The 24,316-nt window shown below is 60.6% G+C and carries 19 protein-coding genes; 6 read left to right on the top strand and 13 right to left on the bottom strand.

What is annotated here, in order from left to right; translation table 11 throughout:
- Positions 1–99: 99 nt before the first annotated feature.
- Complete coding sequence (locus tag ACTHUY_RS02935; RefSeq protein ID WP_126703215.1) at positions 100–630, top strand: YbhB/YbcL family Raf kinase inhibitor-like protein; 531 nt, start codon at positions 100–102, stop codon at positions 628–630.
- A gap of 13 nt (positions 631–643) precedes the next feature.
- Positions 644–1,111, top strand: a complete 468-nt coding sequence (locus tag ACTHUY_RS02940) for a tRNA (cytidine(34)-2'-O)-methyltransferase (protein ID WP_126703214.1) — start codon at positions 644–646, stop codon at positions 1,109–1,111.
- Positions 1,112–1,172: 61 nt separating this feature from the next.
- On the opposite strand, the gene ACTHUY_RS02945 is transcribed toward ACTHUY_RS02940, so the two are convergent.
- The 7 genes from ACTHUY_RS02945 to glgA all read right to left on the bottom strand — a co-directional run bounded on the left by ACTHUY_RS02945 (position 1,173) and on the right by glgA (position 10,749).
- Positions 1,173–5,429, bottom strand: a complete 4,257-nt coding sequence (locus tag ACTHUY_RS02945) for a hypothetical protein (RefSeq protein WP_441677617.1) — start codon at positions 5,427–5,429, stop codon at positions 1,173–1,175.
- Between the two features lie 261 nt (positions 5,430–5,690).
- Complete coding sequence (locus tag ACTHUY_RS02950; protein ID WP_126703212.1) at positions 5,691–5,966, bottom strand: helix-turn-helix domain-containing protein; 276 nt, start codon at positions 5,964–5,966, stop codon at positions 5,691–5,693.
- Between the two features lie 192 nt (positions 5,967–6,158).
- The gene (locus ACTHUY_RS02955) at positions 6,159–7,004 is read right to left on the bottom strand and encodes a TrmH family RNA methyltransferase (RefSeq protein ID WP_441677619.1); all 846 of its coding nucleotides are present in this window, start codon (positions 7,002–7,004) and stop codon (positions 6,159–6,161) included.
- A gap of 82 nt (positions 7,005–7,086) precedes the next feature.
- Entirely contained in the window at positions 7,087–8,238 is a 1,152-nt protein-coding gene (locus ACTHUY_RS02960; protein WP_441677620.1) for an SPFH domain-containing protein, read from the bottom strand.
- Between the two features lie 6 nt (positions 8,239–8,244).
- Complete coding sequence (locus ACTHUY_RS02965; protein WP_126703209.1) at positions 8,245–8,667, bottom strand: NfeD family protein; 423 nt, start codon at positions 8,665–8,667, stop codon at positions 8,245–8,247.
- 58 nt (positions 8,668–8,725) lie between these two features.
- On the bottom strand, positions 8,726–9,514 hold the full coding sequence (locus tag ACTHUY_RS02970; protein ID WP_441677622.1) for an ABC transporter ATP-binding protein: 789 nt from the start codon (positions 9,512–9,514) through the stop codon (positions 8,726–8,728).
- Positions 9,515–9,534: 20 nt separating this feature from the next.
- Positions 9,535–10,749 carry a glycogen synthase gene (gene glgA / locus ACTHUY_RS02975; RefSeq protein WP_441677624.1) on the bottom strand — a complete coding sequence of 405 codons (1,215 nt, stop codon included), beginning with the start codon at positions 10,747–10,749 and terminating at the stop codon, positions 9,535–9,537.
- A gap of 110 nt (positions 10,750–10,859) precedes the next feature.
- Here glgA and glgC point away from each other — a divergent pair, with 110 nt between their 5' ends.
- Together glgC and serB are read left to right on the top strand one after the other, a co-directional pair.
- A complete protein-coding gene (gene glgC, locus ACTHUY_RS02980; RefSeq protein ID WP_441677626.1) occupies positions 10,860–12,104 on the top strand; it encodes a glucose-1-phosphate adenylyltransferase in 1,245 nt (414 codons plus the stop codon).
- Entirely contained in the window at positions 12,101–13,003 is a 903-nt protein-coding gene (gene serB, locus ACTHUY_RS02985; protein ID WP_441677628.1) for a phosphoserine phosphatase SerB, read from the top strand. Before glgC ends, serB begins: the two co-directional genes overlap by 4 nt.
- Positions 13,004–13,217: 214 nt before the next feature.
- Here serB and ACTHUY_RS02990 read toward each other — a convergent pair whose 3' ends face one another.
- Entirely contained in the window at positions 13,218–13,670 is a 453-nt protein-coding gene (locus ACTHUY_RS02990) for a SixA phosphatase family protein (RefSeq protein WP_441677630.1), read from the bottom strand.
- 68 nt (positions 13,671–13,738) lie between these two features.
- Between ACTHUY_RS02990 and ACTHUY_RS02995 the strand changes: the two genes are divergently transcribed.
- Positions 13,739–14,053 (top strand): DUF3099 domain-containing protein, encoded by a 315-nt coding sequence (locus tag ACTHUY_RS02995; protein ID WP_126703204.1) that lies wholly within the window; start codon positions 13,739–13,741, stop codon positions 14,051–14,053.
- The gene (locus ACTHUY_RS03000) at positions 14,053–14,973 is read left to right on the top strand and encodes an SURF1 family protein (protein ID WP_441654213.1); all 921 of its coding nucleotides are present in this window, start codon (positions 14,053–14,055) and stop codon (positions 14,971–14,973) included. Before ACTHUY_RS02995 ends, ACTHUY_RS03000 begins: the two co-directional genes overlap by 1 nt.
- Positions 14,974–15,141: 168 nt before the next feature.
- Here ACTHUY_RS03000 and abc-f read toward each other — a convergent pair whose 3' ends face one another.
- From abc-f to acnA, 5 genes are all read right to left on the bottom strand, one after another.
- Positions 15,142–16,755 (bottom strand): ribosomal protection-like ABC-F family protein, encoded by a 1,614-nt coding sequence (gene abc-f / locus ACTHUY_RS03005; protein WP_323052623.1) that lies wholly within the window; start codon positions 16,753–16,755, stop codon positions 15,142–15,144.
- 93 nt (positions 16,756–16,848) lie between these two features.
- Positions 16,849–18,078: a serpin family protein gene (locus ACTHUY_RS03010; protein ID WP_441677632.1), complete on the bottom strand. Its 1,230-nt coding sequence runs from the start codon at positions 18,076–18,078 to the stop codon at positions 16,849–16,851.
- Positions 18,079–18,236: 158 nt separating this feature from the next.
- Entirely contained in the window at positions 18,237–19,451 is a 1,215-nt protein-coding gene (locus ACTHUY_RS03015; protein ID WP_441677634.1) for a hypothetical protein, read from the bottom strand.
- A 429-nt stretch (positions 19,452–19,880) separates the two neighbouring features.
- The gene (locus tag ACTHUY_RS03020; RefSeq protein ID WP_441654210.1) at positions 19,881–20,852 is read right to left on the bottom strand and encodes an arsenic resistance protein; all 972 of its coding nucleotides are present in this window, start codon (positions 20,850–20,852) and stop codon (positions 19,881–19,883) included.
- 442 nt (positions 20,853–21,294) lie between these two features.
- Positions 21,295–24,090: an aconitate hydratase AcnA gene (gene acnA / locus ACTHUY_RS03025; protein ID WP_441677636.1), complete on the bottom strand. Its 2,796-nt coding sequence runs from the start codon at positions 24,088–24,090 to the stop codon at positions 21,295–21,297.
- Positions 24,091–24,316: the final 226 nt, after the last annotated feature.

Raw genomic sequence — 24,316 nt, forward strand, 5'->3', positions numbered from 1 at the left:
AATCAGTGTAGGGCCGTGTTCGACAAAAATCGACCCGGAATTTCTGGCTCACCACCCCGATGTCCTGGCCTTATGTGATGCGTGGCATACACTGGGGGCATGAATCTTGATCGTCCTGTTGCACCAGATCCCTACGAACTACTTCCTCAGGTTCCGGCTTTTGTTCTCGAGTCGGATGATCTTGTCGCCGGGGAGCAGATGCCTGTTTTGCATGTGAAGCCGCACGATAATGTGTCCCCTCACCTGTCGTGGCGGGACTTCCCGGAGGAGACGAAAGGTTTTGTTGTCACCTGCTTCGATCCGGATGCACCAACTCCGTCGGGTTACTGGCATTGGATCATTCTTGACCTGGATTCAACGGTGACGTATCTCGAGCGTGGCCAGGGCGAGTCTGACCTATTCTTGCCGGGGGCTGCGGCTCACGCCCGGACCGATGGTGGGGTGTGGGGCTGGGAGGGCGCGAATCCGCCCGCCGGTGATCGCCCGCACCGCTACATCTTCGCCGTTCATGCGCTCGATGTGCCGACGCTGGAGCTCGATGCGGAGGAGGTTTCTGCCACCGCGGTCTCTTTCAATGCGCTGTTCCACACGATTGCTCGGGCCACGTTGGAAGTGACGTATCAACAGTAGGTAGTCTTGGCTCGTGTTTGACGTCGTCTTCTACGAGCCCTGCATCCCTTCGAATACCGGTAACGCGATCCGACTGTCGGCGTGCACGGGGATCACCCTTCACCTTGTTGAGCCGCTTGGCTTTAACTTTGATGACGCTCATCTGCGCCGTGCGGGCCTTGACTATCACGATCTGGCCGAGCTGAAGATTCATGCTAACTGGGATGCTCTTCTTGCGGCACTGGGCGAGGACCGAAGGATCTTTGCGTTCACCGGTCACACGACGAATTCCTATGCGGATGTGAAGTATCGTCCGGGCGATGTTCTGCTGTTTGGGCCGGAACCGACCGGCTTGCCCGAGCACGTCATGGACCATGAAGCGGTTACGTCTCGACTGCGCATTCCGATGCAGCCGAGCATTCGGTCTCTTAATCTGGCTAATTCGGCATCGATTGCGATCTATGAGGCGTGGCGCCAGAACGGGTTCGCCGGAGCCGTTTAGCTCGACGAACCCGCCCTGGATTATACTGCTCGGCAGTCTTCACTGCCGCTAGGCCCTTGCGCTATGCTCTCCTTCTTGCAAGGAGGAGTCCCACGCCAAGGCCCAGAAGCCCGAGGCCTCCGACAATAACGGTGACGGCATTGGGGCCGGTGAGCGGTAGTTCACCCGGGTAGGGCGTGGGAGGAACAATCTCGAAGTCCACTTCGTCCCAGCCGTCGATGTCTTCTTCGATGGAATCATTCCGCTGGTTCGAGCCTTCCTCGAACGGGTCGTTCGGGGAGTCTACGAAGGCAACGTTCGTTCCGGACTGGGTTGCGGTTCCCTGCGCGGTGAGGGTCTGGCACTGTCCCGCGGTGAGTTCCCCGAGGAAGAACGTACCGTCCTGGAATCGTTCATCGTCGGAGTCGACCTTCTCGAGATTGACTCCTCCGGGATCTGTGACGGTCACCGATCCGGCCGGTCCCGTTCCAATGTTGCAGACCTCGATTTCGAAGTTGATTGTTCCTCCATTGACGGAGAGAACCCTCTTGTCGAGCCGGAGCTCTGCTCGCGGGATGTCAACAACGACGGTGTCACCCTGGTCGGTATCCGTGTCAAGACTGGGGTTCGGTTCGAAGGTTCCGGGGTGTGGGAACCCCTCGCCGTCTGCTCGCACCTGGTTGGTGACCTCCGAGGCGTCGGGGGCAACAGTCGCGGTGACGGTAACCTTCTCGACCTGACCTGGCTCGAGAGTCCCAACCAGCCAGGACAGTTCGTCGACGGTTCCGGACGTGGGTTCGCTCAACACAACGTTCACGAGATCGGGGTCTGCCACATCGACGACAACAACATCGGAAATGGTTCGGCCACCGAGGTTGCCAACTTCGATGAGAAACTCAATGCTCCCGTCCTGCAGCTGAACGAACTCCTTGTTGACGGCGAGCCTGCCGGGCCTGCTGATGTCGACAACATCGGCCTGGTCCGTATCTTCCTCGACGGTCTCGTTCGGAACCGCATCCGCCGGCTCCGTAAGCTCTCGCGGCAGGACCGGGTTCCTGACCGAGACGGCGTTGACGACCCGCTGAGCATCGGGCAGCAGATCACCGGTGACGGTGGCCGTGACCTTCTCACCTGCCGGCAGGCTACCGATCATCCAGCTTGCACCGTCGTTACTGCCCTGGGACAGGTTTGACCACGCGATGGTCTCAGGGTCAAGTCCGGTGCCCGCAAGGTCGGTTGCAACAACCTCCGTGGCGGTCGTGACAACACCGTCTGTCGGCACAGCATCGTTCAGAACCGTGATCGTGAAGCTGGCTTCGCCGCTTGCCGGAAGCTCACCGTCGAGGGTCTTGTCGACCTTGAGAACCGGTTGCTCCTCAAGAACGACATAGTCGCAGCGGTCGGTGTCCGAATAGACGTCGACATTCGGTTCGCATGCTGGGGGTTCAACGTGGACGCAGTCGTCGTCACAGACGTCGCCCACCAGCATGTTCTCTACGGGTCCTCCGGTGGCGGTTGCCGTCACCGTTGCCGTCACAATCTCATCCTCGGGAAGGTCCCCAATCCGCCACACGGCCCCATCCGCAGTTCCGACGCTAACCTCGGTGAATGTGGCATCTTCCAGACCCGTGATAGGGATATCGGCAACCGTGGCACCGCGCACGGTACCGGGACCGGTTCCCCGCACGGTTATGGCAAACGTCAGTTCCTCACCAGCGGCTAGCGAACTGCCGGAGCCAATAAGCGCCTTGTCGACCTGCAGATCAGCCGGCTCACCAACGGTGGTTGATGAACTGGAATTGATCATCGTCGTCTTCGCACCCGCGGTGCGGGTCTGGGCCGAGTTGACGAGCAGGTCGCCATTCGTCGCCCCATCCACCGTGTAGTCGATCGTGTACGTAGCCTTCTGGCCGGGTCCAACATTCCGGGAGATCCAGCGGACGGCCGTGACATCGTCCTGGCCATACCACTCGTCCCACATCCGTGACGGCCGTCCAATCGAGCCATTCGACCACGCAAGGGGATCCGGGTCAATATCGGCCGGATCAAGCGATGTCACCCACACCTCTCCCCCGGCAAGCTCCGTCACCGCAATATCAGCGGACGTGCGCGTCCCTCGACCATCACCCTCGACTGGAAGAATATCGATCGTGTCAGCCACGTCAACGGATTGAGAATCTCGATTCTCAAGCGTCACCGTCCAACGATTCGAGCCGTCTAGCGCAAACTCATCCGACTCCGTCGACTTCGTCAGGTATGTTCCCGATGATGCCTCCGCGACCACGGTTGCCCGATCGCTGTCTTCGGTCAGATAATCAGCCGTCAGGTTCTCAACGGAGACTTCCGCCTCCAGCGTGCCCGTACCCGTCCGATGGACAGCCACAATCTCGCTCGTCTTCACATCGCCAACGTTGACCGTCGACGACCAGGTAAGCACCTGCCTGCCATGTTCCTCCGCAACGGTCGGATCGACCGGAGAGTCAACATATTCAACACCGGCCGGAAGGACGAGCCGGTGCTCCACCGTGTCCGAACCGCGGTCAGCGAACGGCGCCGCAGAAATCTGCGTATCAACCAGCCACGAAAACTCTTCACCGCGCGACACGCTGTCAGCCGAGGCATCGAGGCGCACCGACGTACGCGACGGCACGACCTCCACCGCATCGCGGAAACTGTTTGTCGCCCCGTACTCGGACCCCGGCAGCTGGGAGATCGACGTGGACGACATGATCCACGGCTTGTTGTCGATGTCGAGAGTGAAACCACCCGACATCCAGGCACGCTCTCCCTCCTTGAGGTCTTCCGACGCCAAGTATCCGGCACCGAGCAGCGGCCGCACCTCGAACGGAGCAGCCTGTTCCGCCGGATCAAACAGGATGCGGATAGCCGTTGGATCGTCGGGCTCAACCTCGGTCCACGAACCCTGCCCGCAGTCCGGTGCCCTAAAGCCACCCGGAATGTTACCGGTCAAGTACTCAACCGTGTACTTATCCAGCTCCTCAACGGCGTACTTGCCGTTGTAGGAAGTCGTCCCACTCTCCCTGTCAAAAATCAGGCAGTACGCGTGAGTCGTTCCCGGCTGATAGTCAGACGGGCTCCGGCCCACGTAGTAGGCGGCGTTGATAATGCCGACCATCTGGTCGCCCGGCAAAATCGGCCCGCGGCCCAACCAGTGATTCGCACCCGCAGACAACACACCGGTACCCAGGCTCTCATCCCACACCGCTGAATGAACGACCGGCAGATCCGCCGGATCATCACCCGGCACGGCAATGATTCCGCCAGCATCCGGAGCCCTGCCGTTCACGAACTTGGCGCTCGCGGATCCCATCGTCACAAGCGAAGACTGCATGCGGTCATTGGTTGTCCGCACCTGCTCCGTCACCGGACCGGATTCTGTTTGCGCCTTGAACGACACAACCTCGACGGACCAGGAGATCTCATCGTTGTCGAGAACCGGATCGGAAACCGGATAGTCGAAGCTCAGCGCGAAGGAGGCAACCGGAACCGTGTCAAGAGCATTGCCCGCCCCGTCCACGGTCGGTGCGACAACCGCTTCCGGCACCGGGAACGTCAGAGTTACTTGGGTCCCGTCTTCAACGACCGTCACGTCCGGAACCTCGTAGTTCTCGCCGTTTGCCGCCACGCCCGTGACGGTCGCACCGGCCGTCACGGGAACAATTGACATCGAAGCCTTGTTCTCCATGACATCCGGTCCCACGAACGTGTCGACATCAAGGGTGAGCGAGACATTGCCGGTCAGAGGTTCAGCCCCGAACGGCACCGACACCATGATCGGGACCGCTGAGGTTGCCTCAATGGTCTCGTGGAACACGTAGTTGGTTGCGTGGATCGCGGCCGGGACCAACGAAATGTCAATTCCCGACTCTGCCGTGATGTCGAGCTTCCGTGTCGAAGCAACGTTCCCGTGCGGATCGGTGACCGTCAGCGACACTTGGTCACCGGTCGATCCCTGCGCGCGAACAGCAACGGGGAGAGAACCCGCGATTCCATTATCGTCCGGAGTTTCAAGAACGCATTCGATTCGTGTCGGGGTGAGCGAGGAGCCATCCCCACACTGATCCGGCAGCGCCATGAACGCACCCGAATCCACCGTGATGAGGAACGTCGCGGAGGTGGGTTCCGCCTCGTCAATGAACCCGTGGGCGTAGTTCGCGTCCCACTCGACGTTCGCCATGAGGCCGTCACCGGAATGGACAGTATCCGGGGGCCGGTCCCACCTCGCGTTCAGAGTCGCGCTCAGGTCCGCCTGAGCTACGGGAATACCGGCAGCTGACATGAGACCGATCAGTGCCGCCACCGCTAGCGGTTTCTTCATTTGCCCCTCCTTGCTAGGAGAAGGGCGAGCGACGCGATGCCGATGACGAGGAGCGCCACCGGGATCCAGATGCTATCCATGGCTCCACCTCCCGCTGACGGCACTTGCCGCGATTGGTCGACGTGGTTGAAACACGATGAACATGGTTGTCCTCTCTTCTATTTCGGGCACAGCCCGCGAGAACAATCTGCCGATTGGACAACCGCCCCTAAGAGACAGGATCGCCCCCTGTGGAACAGGGGGCGTAGAGAGGAAAGTGGACTAGCGGCCCTTGTGGGCCTCTTCCCAGGCTTCTTCTAATAGTTCGTGGGGCGTGAGCCCGAAACCGCGGGCAATCGCAAGAATGGTCCGCATTTGAGGGTTCGTCATTGCACCCTTTGAGTTAACCCCGTACTCGATGCACTGATAGTTCTTGGGGTCCATCCCAACTTTTAGTGCGAATGCCTGCTGGCTGAGTCCAAGATCGTTACGATTCTCGGCACAAACTACACCGAAAGCTTTAGCGAAGCTGGCATCGGTAATCGGGGAATTATTCACCCTTCTAACCCACCACGAAGCACCCCGGTGGGCAACCGGTTATAACCGGTGCCAGGTGTGACCTTTCACCTAGGAAACCGCGGTATCTTCCCGTTCCTGAGCATCTGCGCAGGTGGGACGCGCACAGGCTAGATAGGCTCCCGGAAAGCCTGCTTCATCTCTTGCGCTATCGCAGGAACTCTCACGAAAATGCTAGGAGATCGTGGCGGCTGACAGTGCGCCGTTGACGGCGTAAATGGCGACAGCGGAGGCGGCTGCCACGTTGAGGGAATCAACTCCTCCCGCCATTGGAATCGTCACTGTCGCCGTGGACTGGGAGGTGGCACGGTGGGATAGCCCGTCGCCTTCCGTTCCAAACAGGAGGGCAACCTTCGAATCGGAACCGAGCCCGTTGCAGAATTCCCGCAGGCTCACCGCGCTATCGGATAGGGCCATGGCCGCGACATCCCAACCGTTTTCGGCAAGTGTGGACAGTCCGCCCGGCCACTGCGTCATCCTGGTCCACGGCACCTGGAAGACAGTTCCCATGGATACTCGGACGGACCTGCGATAGAGCGGGTCGGCACATCCGGGGCTCACAAGAACCGCATCGACACCGAGGGCCGCACACGATCGGAAGATCGCTCCCACGTTCGTGTGGTCAACGAGGTTCTCAATGATTGCGATAAGGCGGGCGTCTTCTAGCAGGTCAAGCGGCTCGGCCAGAACCGGCCTATTCATGGCCGCCATAGCGCCCCTGTGAAGGTGGAACCCGGTAATTGCTTCAAGGACTTCCTCGTCCGCGACGTAGACGGGGGTGTCTCCCCCGTCTGGACTGCCGCAGGCGGCCTCCACCCACGGGGTGATGGAGTCCAGCCACTTGGGCGCGGTGAGGAATGAGCGGGGCTTGTGGCCAGCCTGAACGGCTCTCATGATGACGTTCGTGGACTCCGCCATGTACAGTCCGCGCTCGGTCTCGAGTTTCTTTCGGAGCGCCACATCGGTGAGCGATGTGTAGTCGACAAGCCGATCGTCGGCCGCTGTCAGTTCCACGTACACGGTGGTCCTTCCATGGTGAAGCGGCGGGTACCGAGGCACCCGCCGCTTCACACGGTATTGCTATCTGTTGATAATTTTGGGTCTACTTGTTCTCGTCCGGGTGCGGGCGATCCGGGTCCTGACCCTTGAGGTCGTCGCGGCCTGCCCGGCGGCCGGAGGTTTCGCCGGCCTCGGACGCTTCATCCGTGGCCCGTGCGGCTTCACCCTTCGCGGCTGCTAGAGCATCGTCGATGTCCGGCAGTGCCGTGTTGCGGAGCGCGTCGGCGACGTCGTCCTCGTCCTCGCCAAAGTCGACCTTCGGCTGGTACCCGTTGTCGTCAGTGTCGACGGTGGGCCCGTTCGGCTTGCCGCCGAAGCCCTGGGTAACGGAATTGAGTGCCTCGGTGAGCTCGGTCGGGATGATCCACATCTTCGACGACTCGGAGTCGGCGATCTTCGGGAGCATCTGAATGTACTCGTAGGCGAGTAGCTTGGGATCGGCGTTACCGCGGTGGATAGCGTCAAAGACCTGGAGGATAGCGCGGGATTCGCCCTGTGCGCGGAGAATGGTGGACTGGGCGTCACCTTCGGCGCGGAGAATCGCGGACTGCTTCTCACCCTCGGCGGTGAGGATAGCGGACTGCTTGATGCCTTCGGCGGTGAGGATGGCGGCACGGCGGTCACGCTCGGCCTTCATCTGCTGCTCCATGGCCGACTGGACCGTCGCCGGCGGGTCAATGGCCTTGAGCTCAACGCGATTAACGCGGATACCCCAGCGGCCGGTTGCCTCATCGAGGACGCCGCGGAGCTGACCGTTGATCTGGTCGCGTCCGGTGAGCGCCTGCTCCATGTCCATCGAACCGATGATGTTACGCAGGGTCGTAACAGCAAGCTGTTCAATACCGGCCATGGGGTTCGCGATCTCGTAGGTCGCGGCCTCCGGTCCGGTCACCTGGTAGTAAATGACGGTGTCGATGTTGACAACAATGTTGTCGGACGTAATAACGGGCTGGGGCGGGAACGGAACGACCTGTTCACGAAGGTCGACGCGCTGGCGGATCTGATCGATGAAGGGCACGAGAAAGTGCATGCCCGGCGTCAGTGTCCTGTGGTACTTGCCGAGCCTTTCCACAATCTGGGCCTCGCCCTGCGAGACAATCCGGACGGCCTTGAAGAGGGCCGCGCCGATGAAAAGAATAATAACAAGGAGCAGGATCCAGAGGATGATCTGTCCGGGTTCGAAGTTCTCGGGCATGATTCCTTACCTAGGGTGGACGATGGCGTGGGCACCGTCGATTTTTTGGACAATGACGATCGAGCCAGCCGGGATGACAGCCCCGTAGGTCCGAGCGGACCACACTTCACCGTCAAGCTTGATGCGGCCACCGCGCGCCGTCACATCGGACAGGGCCTCTGCCGGCATGCCGAGCAGAGCAGACGCGTTGGTCGCGGTGTCAGGAGTGGACCGCTGAAGGTGGTTCCTCGCCCACGGGCGCACCGTGAAAAGAAGGAGCACCGAAACTGCGGCAAAGACGAGGACTTGGATCGCCAGATTTTCTGTCAGACCAGCGGCACCCGCAGCGGCGAGTGCGCCGCCCGCCAGCATGAGGAATGTGAAATCGACCGTCAGAATCTCGATGATTCCGAGGACGATAGCGATAATCAGCCAGGCCATCCAGCTCATACTTTTCTCCTCCTGCTTGGGGCACTCCCAGTATAGAGCGACAAAGGTGACCCTCAGGCTACGACAGGTGCGCTCGAGCGGTGTAGCGCTCCCCAGTTTTCTCTAGATCAAGTTTGATGCCGAAGCAGTCTGACAGGTTCTCGCTGGTCAGCACATCGTCGATCGCTCCCGACTCGAGAACCGTGCCGTCCTTGATGAGCAGAACGTGAGTGAATCCTGCCGGGATTTCCTCCACGTGGTGTGTCACGAGAACCATCGAGGGAGCAAAATCGCCGTGAGCAAGCGTCTTCAACGAGCCCATGAGCTCCTCCCTGCCACCCAGGTCAAGACCGGCGGCGGGCTCGTCGAGAAGGAGGATCTCCGGGTCGGGCATGAGAGCGCGGGCAATACCAACGCGCTTCTTTTCTCCGGAGGAAATCGAAACAAACGTGCGGTCCGCGAGTTCCCCGACGCCCATGGTCGCAAGCAAGCCCCTGGCCCTCATGTCATCTTCCTCGTCGTACTTCTCCCGCCAGTGCACGGTCACGCCGTAAGCCCCGGTCCGCACGACGTCGTGGAGGCGCTCGGAACCGGGAATCCTGGAGTCGAGGGCCGAGGAGGCAAGGCCGATCAGAGGATGAAGTTCGGAGGCATTCGTCTTGCCGACCGTCTCCCCGAGGATTGTCACATTCCCCGTGGTCGGGAACAGGCGTGCGCCAGCGAGCTGGATGAGCGAGGTCTTTCCCGCACCGTTAGGGCCGAGAATGACCCAGCGCTCACCCTCGCTCACGGACCAGTCCACGTGGTCCACAATGTTGCGGCCACCACGCCGCACCGTTACCTGCTGAAGTTCTAGAACATCTCCCATGGGCACGAGTTTAGTGCACCTCAGAAACGCTCGAGGACACGGGTGTAGAAGTCCATCGTCTTGACGGCGATCGACTCCCAAGAGAAGTGCTCTTCCACGCGCTTACGTCCGGCGGCTCCCATGCGGGCGGCGAGCTCCTGATCGGAGCAGACCTCGGTGAGCGCCGCTGCAAGATCAGCTTCGAAACGTTCCGGATCCTTCGGGGTGCCCGTACCGTCATCCACCTGGTCAATCGGAACGAGAAGGCCCGTTTCGTCGTGGACGATGCAGTCGGGAATACCACCGGTGTCGGAGCCAACCACGGGAAGCCCACATGCCATGGCTTCGAGGTTCACGATGCCGAGGGGCTCGTAAACAGACGGGGTGACAAAGGTTGTCGACATGGACTGGAGGAAGACCATTTTCTCGTGGCTGAGGTGCTCTTCGATCCAGACGATTCCGTCGCGGTCCTTCTGGAGGTCCTCGACGAGGCCGCGAACTTCATCCGCGATCTCCTTTGTGTCGGGGCGGCCGGCACAGAGAATGACCTGGATTCCCTCGGGAAGCTGGGCGACGGCGCGGAGGAAGTGCGGCACACCCTTCTGGCGGGTGATGCGGCCAACGAAGATGACCGTTGGACGCTCCGGGTCCAGACCGTAGGAACGGAAGTACTCTTCTGCCTCATCCATGGAATCGGGCCGCTTCCAGGCATCGAGGTCGATGCCGTTGTGAATGACCTCGACCTTGTCAGGGTCCACGTTCGGGTAGCTACGGAGAATGTCTTCCCTCATTGCACGGGAAACGGCGACGAGCCCCGCCGCCCCCTCGTAGGCGGTCTTCTCAGCAAAGGACGAGAGTTCGTAGCCGCCACCGAGCTGCTCGCGCTTCCACGGGCGCAGAGGCTCGAGCGAGTGGGCGGAAATGATGTGCGGGATTTCGTACATGAGTCCAGACAGGTGACCCGCAAGGTTCGCGTACCAGGTGTGAGAGTGGGCGATATCGGCACCTTCGACGCCCCCGACCATTTGCAGGTCAACACCGAAGGTCTTGATGGCATCATTGCCTTCCAGCCCGTCGAGATAGTCGTAGCCGTTGACCGTGACGCCGTCGACCAGCCCCGCTTCGCGCGGCCCGTCAAAAGCATGGACGTGGACATCGGCGTGCGCCGCAAGCACCTTGGAGAGCTCAGCAACGTGGACACCGGCTCCACCGTAAATATTGGGCGGGTATTCGCGCGATAGTAAATCAACCCTCATTGGATGCACCTTTCTAGATGTCTGCAACTCCCTCCCCATCGTACCGATGGAAGATAAGAATTTCTGCAAACTCGGTGGTCCCCATCACTGTCTTGGGTATAGTTGTGGTTATGAGATCTAATCCCCGTGTCCTCGCCATTGTCCTCGCCGGTGGGGAAGGAAAACGCCTCATGCCGCTCACAGCTGAGCGCGCAAAACCGGCAGTTCCCTTCGGCGGCATCTACCGACTAATCGACTTCTCGCTATCCAATCTGGTGAACTCCGGGTACCTGAAGATCGTTGTCCTGACCCAGTACAAGTCGCACTCCCTCGACCGTCACGTCGCTAAGACCTGGCCCATGTCGAACCTCCTGGGTAACTATGTCGCCCCCGTCCCCGCCCAGCAGCGCAAGGGCAAGAACTGGTTCCTCGGCTCTGCGGATGCCATCTACCAGTCACTCAACACCATTGAGGACGAACGCCCCGATATTGTTGCCATTCTTGGCGCTGACAACATCTTCCGCATGGACTTCTCCCAGATGATTGAGTCCCACATTGATTCGGGCTTCCCCATGACCGTGGCCGGCATCCGTCAGCCCCTGTCGCTCGCGGACCAGTTCGGTGTCATCGACGCCGATCCGAACAACCCGGTCAAGATGAGGGCCTTCCTGGAGAAGCCGACGGATGCCACCGGTCTTAAGGATTCCCCGAACGAGGTGCTCGCTTCGATGGGCAACTACGTGTTCAACACCGACGTCCTCATCGATGTCCTCAAGGCGGACGCCGAAGATGACAATTCGTCGCACGACATGGGCGGTTCGATCGTTCCGAAGTTCGTGGAAGCCGGCCAGGCCGGTCTCTACGATTTCACCTTCAACGACGTCCCGGGTTCGACCGACAAGGACCGCAACTACTGGCGCGACGTGGGAACGATCGACGCGTTCTACGACTCAAACATGGATCTCATTGCCGTGTCCCCGGTCTTCAACCTGTACAACGACAAGTGGCCGCTCTTCACCGGCTACACGGGCCTTCCCCCCGCCAAGTTTGTGTACGGGCACCACGAGCGGCTCGGGCACGCGCTGGACTCCCTGATCTCCCCCGGTGTCATCATCTCCGGCGGTGAGGTTATGGGCTCTGTCCTATCGCCCCACGTCCGGATTAACTCCTGGTCCTCGGTCCGCAACTCGATCCTGTTCGACAACGTCAACATCGGTCGTAATGCAACGATTTCGAAGGCCATTCTTGACAAGAACGTCAGGGTGGAAGAGGGCGCACAGCTTGGCATCGATCCCGAAGAGGACAAGGCGCGCGGCTACCACGTGACCGAGTCGGGTATCGTCGTCGTTCCGAAAAACACTATTGTGAAGAAATGACGTATCCCAACGAAGGGGACACGGTCCGTCTCGGGCTCGTGTCCCCTCGCCCTTTGTCCCAGGCCTATGTGAGCCACGCCCAGAACTACCTGGCATCCCGCACAACCGGGCTTCGCTTCGAGGAGGTGCCGGTCGAAGGCTTTGCCGCAGCAACCTTCTTCGGTACCGTCACAGGCTCCTTCGAGGGCTGGGAAGATGAGCTTGTTTCCCCTGCCACAGCCCTCCTCATCGACACCGCCCTCACGTGGGGTGATCTCGCCGAGCACGGCCCCGCCCTGATCGTCACCGATGTCGACTCCACCTTTATTCGCGACGAAGTGATCGAGCTCCTTGCCCGCCGGGCGGGCACCGAGGACGAGGTTGCGGCCGTCACCGACCGCGCCATGCGAGGCGAACTGGACTTCGGCGAGTCCCTACGTGATCGCGTGGCAACCCTCAAGGACCTACCGGTCACCGTGATCGATGACGTGGCCAAGGACGTTGTCCTCACCCCGGGCGCCGACACGCTTGTCGAACTCGCCCACGCACGCGGCGCCACATTCGGCCTCGTCTCCGGCGGTTTCACCAAGGTCCTCGACCCGCTTGCGACAAGACTCAAAGTCGACCAGTGGATCGCCAACGAACTTGAAGTAGAAGACAGTCTCCTCACCGGGCGCACCATCGGCCCCGTTGTGGACCGCGAAGCAAAAACCGCGCAGGTTCAGGAATGGGCGGACAGGCAGGGCATCCCGCTCTCCCGCGTTGTCTGCGTCGGTGACGGTGCCAACGATTTGGGGATGCTGGGAGTTGCCGGGCTCGGCATTGCCTTCCAGGCCAAGCCGGTCGTCCGTGAACAGGCCGACGCCAACATTTCCTTCAACCGCCTCGATGCCGTCGGCGCTCTCTTCGGGTGGGCGTAGGCCTCTCACACGCGAGGTCCCACTGAAGCACGCCACGGGCTGCTGACGACAGACATACCGGAACCGGCTCTTCTCTGGGGCCGGTTCCGCTTTCGGTAAGTATCCGAACTAGCGATCATGCTCAGTTCTTGGGCAATTCACGACCGGTTGCCGCCAGTCGTTGGTTCGCGGACCACCGGTTCATGCCGGGATTGTTTGGCGAACGGGAACGAATCTAGTTCGCGAAGATTTCGACGATCTCGGCGGGGCCGTTCCAGTTCTTGAATTCGAGGACGATTGCGGTTGAGGGAGATACTCCCCCGCGGATTTCTTGGGCCCGCTCGCTCTCCGCTCCAAAGATTGCAGCTGCCTGGGAGATCGTGGGTTCGTGACCGACGACAAGAACGGTTTCGGCAGTGTCGGGAAGGGAATTGAGGAGCAGCAGGATTGTCTCGTGGGAACCGAAGTACAGATCGGATTCTTCCCTCACGTCCTCAACGTCGAGCTGGAGGAGTCGGAACGTTTCCTTGGTTCGGGATGCTGCGGAAACAAGCGCAACATCGAATTCGAAGCTGGCGAGGTCCTTGCCTCGGGCCTTGGCCTGTGCCCTCCCCTCGTCATCGAGACGGCGAGCAATGTCGGGCGAGCCACCTGCCGCATTGGCGTGGCGCATGAGAACAAGTTTCATGGGTTCAGCCTAGCGCTTCTCATACCTGCGCTTCTCTCGTTCTCATCGAGGTGGCGTAACCTAGTGGTATGCGTAAACGTGCCGCCAAGATCGTGTCTGTGACATCGGTCCGGCGTGCCCTCGAGGAGGACATTAAGGGCCGGAGCCGACGCTACCTGTTCTCCATGATCGTTCGCATGGTCTGCTTCATTCTTTTCCTGATCATTCCGAGCTGGCCGGTGCGCATTGTTCTTGCGGCCGCCGCCGTTATCATCCCCGCTATCGCCGTCCTCGTAGCAAACGCGGGTCGTGAGAAGGGGCCCGCCCCAACCGTTGTTGAGCAGCAGGGACAGATCGAGCTCTATCGGAACACATCATTGGGGGAAGGAGAGTTCCTCCGATAATGAGCAAATACTCCTTCTTGGCCTCGCCTCGGTGGATCGGCCTCATCATCCTCATGATCCTTGCGTCAATAGTCTGCTACTTCCTTGGTGAGTGGCAGATGGGTCGCTACCACGAGAAGGTTGCGGCAGCCGAGCAGATCAAAGGAACCTGGCACCAGCCCACAACGACGATCGAGCAGGTTGAGGCTGACGAGGACGAGTGGCAGCTGGTGGAGATGACCGGGGAATTCGTACCGGATTCTCAGCTCCTGTTGCGTGGCCGTTCGGTGAGCGGCTCAGCCGCCTACCAAGTCATCAATCTCTTCGTTACCGAGAGTAACGGCGAACCAATCACCGTTATTGTGGATCGCGGATGGATTCCCCGCGTCCAAGCCGACGGCGATGCTGGAGTGGAAGGATTCGTTCCCGAAGCTCCGACCGGAGAGGTGACGATCCAAGCCCGCACTCGACCCTCCGAGGAACCTCATGACAGGGTTCCCGCAGAGGGATACCTATACACGGTCACGCCTGAGAAAGTGGTGGAGGCACTACCGGATTCGGTGACTGCCGGCCTGCCGGAGTTCTTTGATGGTCGGTTCGAACTGTCAGCGGATCAGCCGGGTAGCAATGCCGCGGGTGCACCCCAGCCCTATCCGAAGCCGTCAACCTCGCTTGGCTCCCACCTGGCATACACCTGGGAGTGGCGGTTCTTTGCGGTCGCAGCCCTGGCCGTTGTCCCAATCCTTGCCCGCCGCGAGTCTAAGGAGAACTCGTGGGTGGTTGACGGAGTCGATCTTTCCGAACTTGACCTCACCGATGAGGAGCTGCGGGACCTGGGGCTTCTCAAGGAAACCGAGAGGCCCTCACGCCGCCGTTCCGGCCCGACCGACGAAGAGATCGAGGACAGCATTCTCGACGAGGCCGGTAGCATCGGACGCTGACGACCGCGGCCCCGTCTTTCCACCGTCGTTCTCGACGTCCACGACATCCTCACCACCCACCCCGAGTAACCAGCGCAGTTTCGCGCAACGTTTACTGGTTTTTCGTGCGGGCGGCCCGCTACGTGGCACGGTCAACTATGTAGGAGGGTCGGTCTGTGGCGGACGGAATCAGGCGAGGGCGATGAGTTCCAGGTAGTCGTCCGACCAGAGATCCTCGTCCCCGTCGGGTAGCAGCAGGACCCGTTCAGGGTTGAGAGCTTCCACGGCGCCTTCGTCGTGGCTGACGAGAACAACCGCCCCCTCATACGTGCGTAGCGCACGGAGGATTTCCTCGCGCGAGGCCGGGTCGAGGTTGTTCGTCGGCTCGTCGAGCAGGAGAACATTCGCGGCCGACACGACGAGGGTTGCGAGGGCCAGACGGGTCTTTTCGCCACCGGACAGGACGCCCGCCGGTTTGTTGGCATCATCCCCGGAGAACAGGAACGAACCAAGAACGTTACGAACGTTTGTGTCATCGAGATCGGGGGCGGCTCGCCTCATGTTCTCGTATACGGTCGCACCCGTGTCGATCGTCTCGTGTTCCTGTGCGTAGTAGCCAAGTTTGAGGCCGTGGCCGGGTTGAACCACTCCGGTATCGGCCTCTTCAATGCCTGCCATGATCCGCAGGAGCGTTGTTTTACCTGCACCATTGAGGCCGAGGATGACGACCTTGGAGCCGCGGTCGATCGCCAGGTCCACGCCGGCGAAGACCTCGAGCGAGCCATAGCTCTTCGACAGCTCGTGGCCGGTGAGCGGCGTTTTTCCGCAGGGAGCCGGGGTGGGGAACCGGAGCGCTGCCACCTTGTCGGCAGACCGTTCCGCCTCGAGTCCCTGCAGCATCTTCTGGGCTCGCCTCGCCATGTTCTGGGCAGCCACGGCCTTCGTGGCCTTCGCCCTCATCTTGTCGGCCTGCGCCATGAGGGTTGAGGCCTTCTTCTCGGCGTTGGCCCGTTCTCGGCGGCGTCTCTTCTCGTCCGTCTCGCGCTGTTTGAGGTAGAGCTTCCAGCCCATGGAGTAAACGTCGAGCTCCGCCCTGTTTGCGTCCAGGTGCCACACGTTGTTGACGGTTTCATCGAGCAGTTCGACGGAGTGGGAGATGACAACGAAGCCACCCGAGTAGTTCCTCAGGTAGTCGCGAAGCCACAGGATCGAGTCGTGATCGAGGTGGTTTGTTGGCTCATCGAGGAGGAGCGTTTCGGCCTGGGAGAAGAGGATCCTGGCAAGTTCAACGCGGCGGCGCTGACCGCCGGACAGGGTTTCGAGCGGCTGGTTGATAACGCGGTCGGGAAGACCAAGGGCAGCCATGATCGATGCTGCTTCGGAGTTAGCCGCCCATCCGCCTGCCGCAGTGAACTCTGCATCGAGGCGGACATAGCGTTCCATGGCCTTTTGTTGCTTCGCTCCCGTCATGGTTCCCATGTCGGTTTCGGCCTTGCGAATCCTGCGGATCGTCTCGTCGATCCCGCGGGCGGACAGGACCCTGTCGCGGGTCAGTATGCTCAGGTCGCCGGTGCGGGGATCCTGCGGAAGGTAGCCGATCTCGCCAGAGCGAGTGATGTGCCCCGTGTGTTCAATAACGTCGGAGGTAACGCCCTCCCCGGCGAGGAGGCGGGTCAGGGTGGTCTTGCCTGCACCGTTGCGGCCGACAAGACCAATCCGCATACCCTTGTCGATGCGGAAGTTCGCATCCGTCAGGAGTTCGCGGGTACCGATTCGCATCGAGACGTTCTGGCCAATAATCACCGTGACAGTGTATCCGTAACACCCATCATCCCGCGATCAGGATGCTGGTGATGTGCCGTACCTGTCGGCGGCAGGAACGAGCGCTTCGGTGTTTCAGTACATGGCGGGGGTGATCGCACCGGGGTCGGTGATAGTGGCGTACATGAGTGCCCAGTCGGTGTCTTCGGAGACGGTGAGGACGGCGTAGGGTCGGTCAACGTTGATGATAACGGGCTCTTCCTGGCCCGGTGCAGCACCGGCCTCGCCGATAATTTCGGTGACGGCCGAGGCGGCAATCCCCTCATCGTCAAGCTTGAACGTTGCTTTCTGAACAACGATCTCAACCGAATGCTGCTCCGACTTCGAGAATCCAGCCAGGCCACAACTTTCTTCCTTCGCGTCGATGTTCGGTAAGCCAATATCATCCTTGTACTTAAGGACATCGGTTTGGGCGTCGAAGTCAACCGCGGGAATACGCAGGTGCACATCCGTAGGCTCTCCGGCGTCCTCCAGGTCCCAGTCATCGGCGGTCAGGTCGGCGGGATCGATGACTTCATCCGGGTAGAACACGTAGGTTGTATCGGGTGAGTCCGTTGGCAGTTCCAGGATCGTGCCGCGGTCCGCCTCCCGGGCAGTAACGTTTCCCGGCAGGTAAACTCCGCGCACATCTTCCACCTGACCATCTGAGCTGGTGAACTCGAACGTCGTCTTCGTCGCATCACCCTGCCATTCGGTCTCGTAGTGCATGGCGGTGATGAAACCCGTCGCAGTATTTTCGGGTAGCGGAACGGGTAGCTGGGTTTGGAGGCCGCCGGTTGACTCCTCAACCCACGAGTCAAGGGCAGGCTGGAGATTGGTGAGGGAATCCGAGAACAGGTCCGCATCATAGGATTCGGCAACATTCTCGAGAACGTCCAGCCTCGTATCGGGCACCCCCGTATTGTGTGCAACGGCAGCGCTGAACCCCGTCACGTATTCCTCGCCGCTCTTATTGGCAGGCCGCAAAAGACCCGGATAGATAGTCGACCGCGAGCCGTCCTCCACGCCCAGGAATTCGTTGATTTCGGTGAGTGTCTCGCACTGGGCGCCCTCCCCCGCCATTGCCAACGCATAGCTGAGCGACGCAGGTGAAATGAGGCCGTTGTCCGCGTCTTGCGCCCGCAGGACGTCAATCGAAGATTCCAGCGAGGCATCGGTCGCCCGCTCGTACTCTTCATCAGTGACAACGTGACTGGTTTCGCTATCCGGCGTCGTTGTCTCCTCGCCTTCGGGTTCGTCTGCCGAGGTGCCACATGCGGCAATGGTCAGCAACAGTGCCGTTGGGAGTGCTGTCTTCTTCATCATCTGCTCGTTCCTTTTCGGTCGATCTCGTCTGCTGGTGCCGCGCCCATGCATTGTCCAAACACGGTGCTTGCACGCCCAACGGGTCTGCTTTTGACGTGAGGTATGCCGACTTACGGCAATGCTACCGGCGCGATTTGTTGTTGCGACCTCGATGCGATCTAGTTCCGCACCGTCGGGTCACCGATCATTCCGTAGAGAATCGCCCATCCAGTTTCCTCATCGGCCGTCATCACGGCAAAAGCGCGGTCCACGGCAATGATCTTCGCATTCGTCCCCGACCTATCTGGTGTGAGCGTTTCTCTCCCCGGCTCCACCACATCGCCCACGTGATCGGCTGCGATTCCGTCCACCCCGAACTCGTAGGAAGCATGCTGGCTGGCAAGGCTTCCTACGGCCGAAGCTCCAAAGCCAGGATTCTCGCAACCGGAGGCGAGAAACGATTGGTCCCCAAGATTTTCAACGTTGGTTGTCTCACTTGCGGAAAGGGTCGGGACGGTCAACACAACCTCCTGGCCCTTGCCGGGAATTGCCCAATCGTCGGCCGTCAGATCCCCAAGAGTTCCTGCAACATCCGGATAGTACAGATAGGTGCTGTCGGGTGATGTGGTGGGAAGCTCGAGGATCGTGCCACTATCCGCCTCCCAAGCCAGGGCCGGCAACTCCAGAGCCGGAACCGGCTCCCGCCTGCCGTCCTCAAACTCGAAGTCCAGGGTTGTCACGTCTGCACTCACGCTCCACGTACTCCAGTAAGAAAGATTGAGTAGAACTGAATAGTCGGCAGAAGCCGACAGCGGTGCCGCCAAACCATCGCGACGACCGTCCGACGCATCCAGGGCCCACATGTCAGCCGTTATCCCGATCTCGCTCTCAGGGACCGTCATATGGGATAGGGCGTAGCGTTCCGCGAGATCCGACAGTGCTTCGTTGTCGGCACGTCCCGTCGTCGAATTCGACAGGATCAGCCCGGAGAGCCGTGTCGCATAATCGGCCTCTTCTCGCCCAGCCAGGTCAGCTGCGAGAGACAGGTAGGTGTTTTCCCGCCCTTCAGCGGGTACTCCCAAGGCACTCACCAACGCTTCCTCATTCGTGCAGACCGCACCGGTTCCCGCGATCACCATCGAATAGCTGATCGAAGCTGGTGACACAACGGCATTGCCGCCCTCCTGCCTTCTCTCGTCCACCACTTTCATCGCGTAGTCGAGCGAAGCACGACTAGCGTCGTCCCTAAAGTCTGAGGGGACCTCGGGGTCAGTCGAAGGCGCAACCGTTTCCACAGTCACCGTGACGGTCGGCTCCGGGTCATTGCCACCCGAGCACGCGGATAGGACGACTGTGCTCGCGGCGATCGCCCACACTGCTTGTTTCTTCGACATACCCCTATCTTCACCGCGACAGTCCACTATCGCGACTTGTAACACGTGGACATCTCCCCCGTCCGGTTAGCTGACCGGCGGACGTGGCGGCTCTACTTAGCTGCCACCCACGAAGCAGCACCCTCGCGAAGCCGCAAGGAGAAGCGAGAAGACGACCCTGCGGCCACGCGTGAAGTCTGCACAGGGAAGATGAGCAGTGACCTGATGCTCACCGCGGGCACATTTCCCCGTGTCGCATCACGTTACGAGGGAAAACGGTGCGCACTGTAGCACCTTTGACCTGCGCGACCCACATGCAACCCGTTTTTGCACTTACCCGCAAGGTCGATCCTTCGCACCCAAATCACTGCTTCATACTCGGATCTTTTCGAGGGAAGAAGACACCCAAGCGAGACCCCCCTCCGTTAGCGCGGGTGTTTCGGCCTCGAGCTATTCACCGGTTGGCACGAGACGCGGCACCAGCCGGACAAGGAAGACCATGGCAACGAGTTCGACAAGCGTCTGGGTGACCACGACCAGCGACGCTAGGTCCAAAGCCGGAGGAAGGGCGAGCACAAGCGGAAGTACGACCAGCGAGTTGCGAGTCACCCCGCTGAATACGAGAGCACGCCGACCGGCCACATCCAGACCGGCGACCCTGCCAACGACGGTCCCAACTGCGACCATGATCGCGGCGAAAAGGACAAAGACCGGAACGACGAGAAGGAGGGACCCGAGCCTCTCACTCACCCGCGCTATTTGGGAGGCAACCACGGTGGCTAGCGTGACAACCATCAGCGGCACCATCAAGCCCATGACAGTTGCTCGAACCTTCCCTGCAATCCGCAAGCGGGCCGCAGCAAATTGAGTGAAAGCGGCGGCCGTGAGGGGCAGGGCGATCATGAGGACGAATGCCTCAACGAAAGGCTCGAACTCTACGGAGCCGACAAAGTCCGAGCCAACGAAATGCCACAAATACAGTGGTAGCAGGAACATCTGGGCAATCATGAGTAACGGAGTGGCCGCCAAGAGCCGCTCCGCGTCGCCGCCCGCAAGGCCAGCAAAGACAATAACGTAATCGATGCAGGGGGTTAGGAGCACGAAAAGTACGCCGACAAGGAGGACCTGGTCATTCGCGACAATCTGCGTCAGTGGCCACACAAGGAGCGGAACGAATGCGAAGTTCGTGACGAGAATAGTCGACAGGAAACGCCAGTCTCTGAATGCTCGGCCGATCCGTCCAAATGGAATGCCGAGAAACGTGGCGTAGAGCAACAGCGCCAACACAGGATGGATCGCGAGCTCTGCCGGGTATGCAACCTCGGGCCAGGCCAGCCCGACCAAACCACCGAGAACGAGCCCGGTAATGTAGAGCACAACCTGATGCTCCTCCATCCAGTTCACGACCGGCCGCATGCGCATCCCATCCGATTCTCACTGTATTTACTTGACACTGGTCAATTAAACACTAGGCCTAAGCGTCGATTGCCGGCCATGCCGAGAGCCCTCGCGTTGCCGAACGAACAACGAAGTCACGCAACAAATCTGACTCCGGCACATCCTTTGCGCTCTTATTAACCGGCCCGCGCCCGCTCATCGCAGTAACGTCACAACTCAATCGAGCTCCATGATCCGATCAAGGCCCACGACCCGATCAAGCTCCGCGATCCAATCGAGCACGGCACCCCGGCGACTCCTTGCAGCGCATCCCCCTATCGAAGCTGGCCACCCAGCCCACGCCCGTTCGAAGCACACACCTGCCTCGCCAGGAACCTGCACTGTGGCATGGCGCAAAACCGCAAAGGAAAGGTGGGCAGTGACCTGACGATCGCTGCCCACCCAGGGTACTTTTACCTGCGTCTCGTTACTTCACGAGGGAACGCAGCACGTACTGGAGGATGCCTCCGTGACGGAAGTAGTCGGCCTCGCCGGGGGTATCGATGCGGACAACAGCGTCGAAGGTAACCTCTTCGCCGTTCTCCTTGACTGCGACAACCTTGACGGTCTTCGGGGTCGGGCCATCGTTGATGGCGGTGATGCCCGAGATTGAGAAGGTCTCGGTGCCGTCCAGTCCGAGCGAGTCGGCGGTCTTGCCAGCCGGGTACTCGAGGGGCAGGACACCCATGCCGATGAGGTTCGAGCGGTGAATGCGCTCAAACGACTCGGTGATGACTGCCTTGACGCCGAGGAGGGACGTGCCCTTCGCGGCCCAGTCGCGGGACGAACCGGAACCGTATTCCTTGCCGCCGAGAACGACGAGCGGAACACCGGCCTCGCGGTATGCCTCGGAGGCGTCGAAGATCGACTCCTGCTCACCGGTCAGCAAGTTCTTCGTGTAGCCGCCCTCAACGTTGTCGAGAAGTTGGTTACGCAGGCGGATGTTCGCGAACGTACCGCGAATCATGACCTCGTGGTTACCGCGGCGCGAGCCGTAGGAGTTGAAATCCTTGCGCGCAATGCCGTGGTCCGTCAGGTAGCGACCCGCGGGCGAGTCAGCCTTAATTGCACCTGCCGGGGAGATGTGGTCGGTTGTGACCGAGTCACCCAACTTGGCAAGAACCCGCGCACCGACGATGTCCTCAACCGGCTCGGGCTCGAGGCCCATGCCGTCAAAGAACGGTGCCTTGCGGACGTAGGTGGAGTCGTCTTCCCACACGAAGGTGTTGCCCTCCGGGGTGTCGAGCGAGCGCCAGCGCTCGTCGCCGTCGAAGACCGAACCGTAGTTGCGGGTGAACATGTCGGAGTCGATCGTGGCGTCGATCGTCTGCTGAACTTCTTCCTGGTTCGGCCACACGTCGGCGAGGAACACGTCGTTGCCGAGGTGGTCCTGACCGAGGGGCTCGTTGTCGAAGTCGAAGTCCATCGTGCCGGCCAGTGCGTAGGCAATGACGAGCGGCGGGGACGCCAGGTAGTTCATCTTGACGTCGGGGTTGATGCGACCCTCGAAGTTACGGTTACCGGACAGCACCGACACAACCGTGAGATCTTCCTCGTTGACAACGCGGGAGATGTCCTCGGGGAGCGGGCCGGAGTTACCGATGCAGGTGGTGCAACCGTAGCCAACAAGGTTGAAGCCGAGCGCTTCGAGCGACGGCCACAGGCCGGCCTTTTCGTAGTAATCGGTGACAACCTTCGAGCCGGGAGCCATCGAGGTCTTCACCCAGGGCTTCGACTTCAGGCCCAGGTCAGCGGCCTTCTTAGCAAGCAGCGCCGCCGCCATCATGACCTCGGGGTTCGAGGTGTTCGTGCAGGACGTGATCGAGGCAATGACAACATCGCCGTGATCGAGGGTCGTCTTCGTGCCATCGGGCATCGTAATTGACACCGTGCGGTGCGGACGGGTCGCTGCCTTAACTGCGACCTCGCGGGAGTCACCCTCAACGGAGTGGCCCTCGGGCGAAATTGGATCGGACGCATCCATCGTCGACGCGATCTCGCGGTCGAGCTCGGTCGGCTCCACGCCCTTGCCCGAAATGTAGTCGGGCAAGGTGCCCGCGAAGGATTCCTTCGACTCGGACAGCGGGACGCGGTCCTGGGGACGCTTCGGGCCGGCAATCGACGGAACAACCGTCGACAGGTCCAGTTCGAGGTACTCCGAGTACTCGGACTCAACCGACGGATCGTGCCAAAGGCCCTGCTCCTTCGAGTAGGACTCGACGAGAGCAATCTGCTCTTCGCTACGGCCGGTTAGGCGCATGTACGACAGGGTGACGTCGTCAACCGGGAAGATTGCGGCCGTGCAGCCAAACTCGGGCGACATGTTGCCGATCGTGGCGCGGTTGGCGAGCGGAACCTCGGCCACGCCCTCGCCGTAGAACTCAACGAACTTGCCGACAACGCCGTGCTCACGGAGCTTCTCGGTGATCGTCAGAACAACGTCGGTTGCGGTTGCACCGGTGGGGATCTCGCCCTTGAGCTTAAAGCCAACAACGCGCGGGATCAGCATGGAAATGGGCTGGCCGAGCATCGCTGCCTCGGCCTCGATGCCACCAACGCCCCAACCGAGCACGCCGAGGCCGTTAACCATCGTCGTGTGCGAGTCGGTGCCGACACAGGTGTCCGGGTAGGCAACGGTCTTGCCGTCTTCCTCGGATGCCATCGTCACGCGTGCCAGGTACTCGATATTGACCTGGTGGACGATACCGGTGCCGGGCGGGACGACCTTAAAGTTCTCGAAGGCTCCCTGGCCCCAGCGCAGGAACTGGTAGCGCTCACCGTTACGCTCGTACTCGCGCTCCATGTTGAGCTCGAGAGCCTGATTGGTGCCGAACACGTCAATCTGGACCGAGTGGTCGATGACCAACTCGGCCGGGTTCAGCGGGTTAATCGACTCGGGGTTACCACCGAGCTCGACGACTGCCTCGCGCATGGTTGCCAGGTCGACGACACAGGGAACACCGGTGAAGTCCTGCATGACAACGCGGGCCGGGGTGAACTGAATCTCGTCGGACGGCTCAGCATTCGGGTCCCAGTTTGCCAGGGCATTGATGTGGTCCTTGGTGACGTTCGCACCGTCCTCGGTGCGCAGCAGGTTCTCGCCGAGAACCTTCAGGCTGTAGGGCAGCTTGTCAAGACCGGGAACCGCGTCGAGACGGTAAATATCGTATTCCTTCTCCCCGACGCTCAGGGAGGCTTTTGCTCCAAAACTGTCAACGCTCACGTTAACTCCTCAATCCAAGCGGCCGAAACCGCGATATCTCGATTTCAAGATATCTCATTTGGAGCCCTACGACAACCGAAGACCCGCCGCACTTTGCTCAAGTTACGACATAATCCAGTACTCAAATTGTGCCGGAGGGCCGCTCCTGCCAGTGTTTCACGAGGCTCCCAATGTCGGACACCCTTTGCACAAAACGTGCAGGTACTCCCCCAGTCAATCGCACGTG

The organism is Flaviflexus sp. (genome assembly GCF_052087705.1).
Lineage (GTDB): Bacteria > Actinomycetota > Actinomycetes > Actinomycetales > Actinomycetaceae > Flaviflexus > Flaviflexus ciconiae.

Coding starts and splice junctions, on each gene's coding strand:
- ACTHUY_RS03020 (WP_441654210.1), bottom strand. CDS start 20,852: ATGCGCATGCGGCCGGTCGTGAACTGGATGGAGGAGCATCAGGTTGTG.
- ACTHUY_RS02945 (WP_441677617.1), bottom strand. CDS start 5,429: ATGAAGAAACCGCTAGCGGTGGCGGCACTGATCGGTCTCATGTCAGCT.
- ACTHUY_RS03015 (WP_441677634.1), bottom strand. CDS start 19,451: ATGTCGAAGAAACAAGCAGTGTGGGCGATCGCCGCGAGCACAGTCGTC.
- ACTHUY_RS03000 (WP_441654213.1), top strand. CDS start 14,053: ATGAGCAAATACTCCTTCTTGGCCTCGCCTCGGTGGATCGGCCTCATC.
- ACTHUY_RS02970 (WP_441677622.1), bottom strand. CDS start 9,514: ATGGGAGATGTTCTAGAACTTCAGCAGGTAACGGTGCGGCGTGGTGGC.
- ACTHUY_RS02965 (WP_126703209.1), bottom strand. CDS start 8,667: ATGAGCTGGATGGCCTGGCTGATTATCGCTATCGTCCTCGGAATCATC.
- ACTHUY_RS03010 (WP_441677632.1), bottom strand. CDS start 18,078: ATGATGAAGAAGACAGCACTCCCAACGGCACTGTTGCTGACCATTGCC.
- ACTHUY_RS02990 (WP_441677630.1), bottom strand. CDS start 13,670: ATGAAACTTGTTCTCATGCGCCACGCCAATGCGGCAGGTGGCTCGCCC.
- serB (WP_441677628.1), top strand. CDS start 12,101: ATGACGTATCCCAACGAAGGGGACACGGTCCGTCTCGGGCTCGTGTCC.
- glgA (WP_441677624.1), bottom strand. CDS start 10,749: ATGAGGGTTGATTTACTATCGCGCGAATACCCGCCCAATATTTACGGT.
- ACTHUY_RS02935 (WP_126703215.1), top strand. CDS start 100: ATGAATCTTGATCGTCCTGTTGCACCAGATCCCTACGAACTACTTCCT.
- ACTHUY_RS02995 (WP_126703204.1), top strand. CDS start 13,739: ATGCGTAAACGTGCCGCCAAGATCGTGTCTGTGACATCGGTCCGGCGT.
- glgC (WP_441677626.1), top strand. CDS start 10,860: ATGAGATCTAATCCCCGTGTCCTCGCCATTGTCCTCGCCGGTGGGGAA.
- ACTHUY_RS02960 (WP_441677620.1), bottom strand. CDS start 8,238: ATGCCCGAGAACTTCGAACCCGGACAGATCATCCTCTGGATCCTGCTC.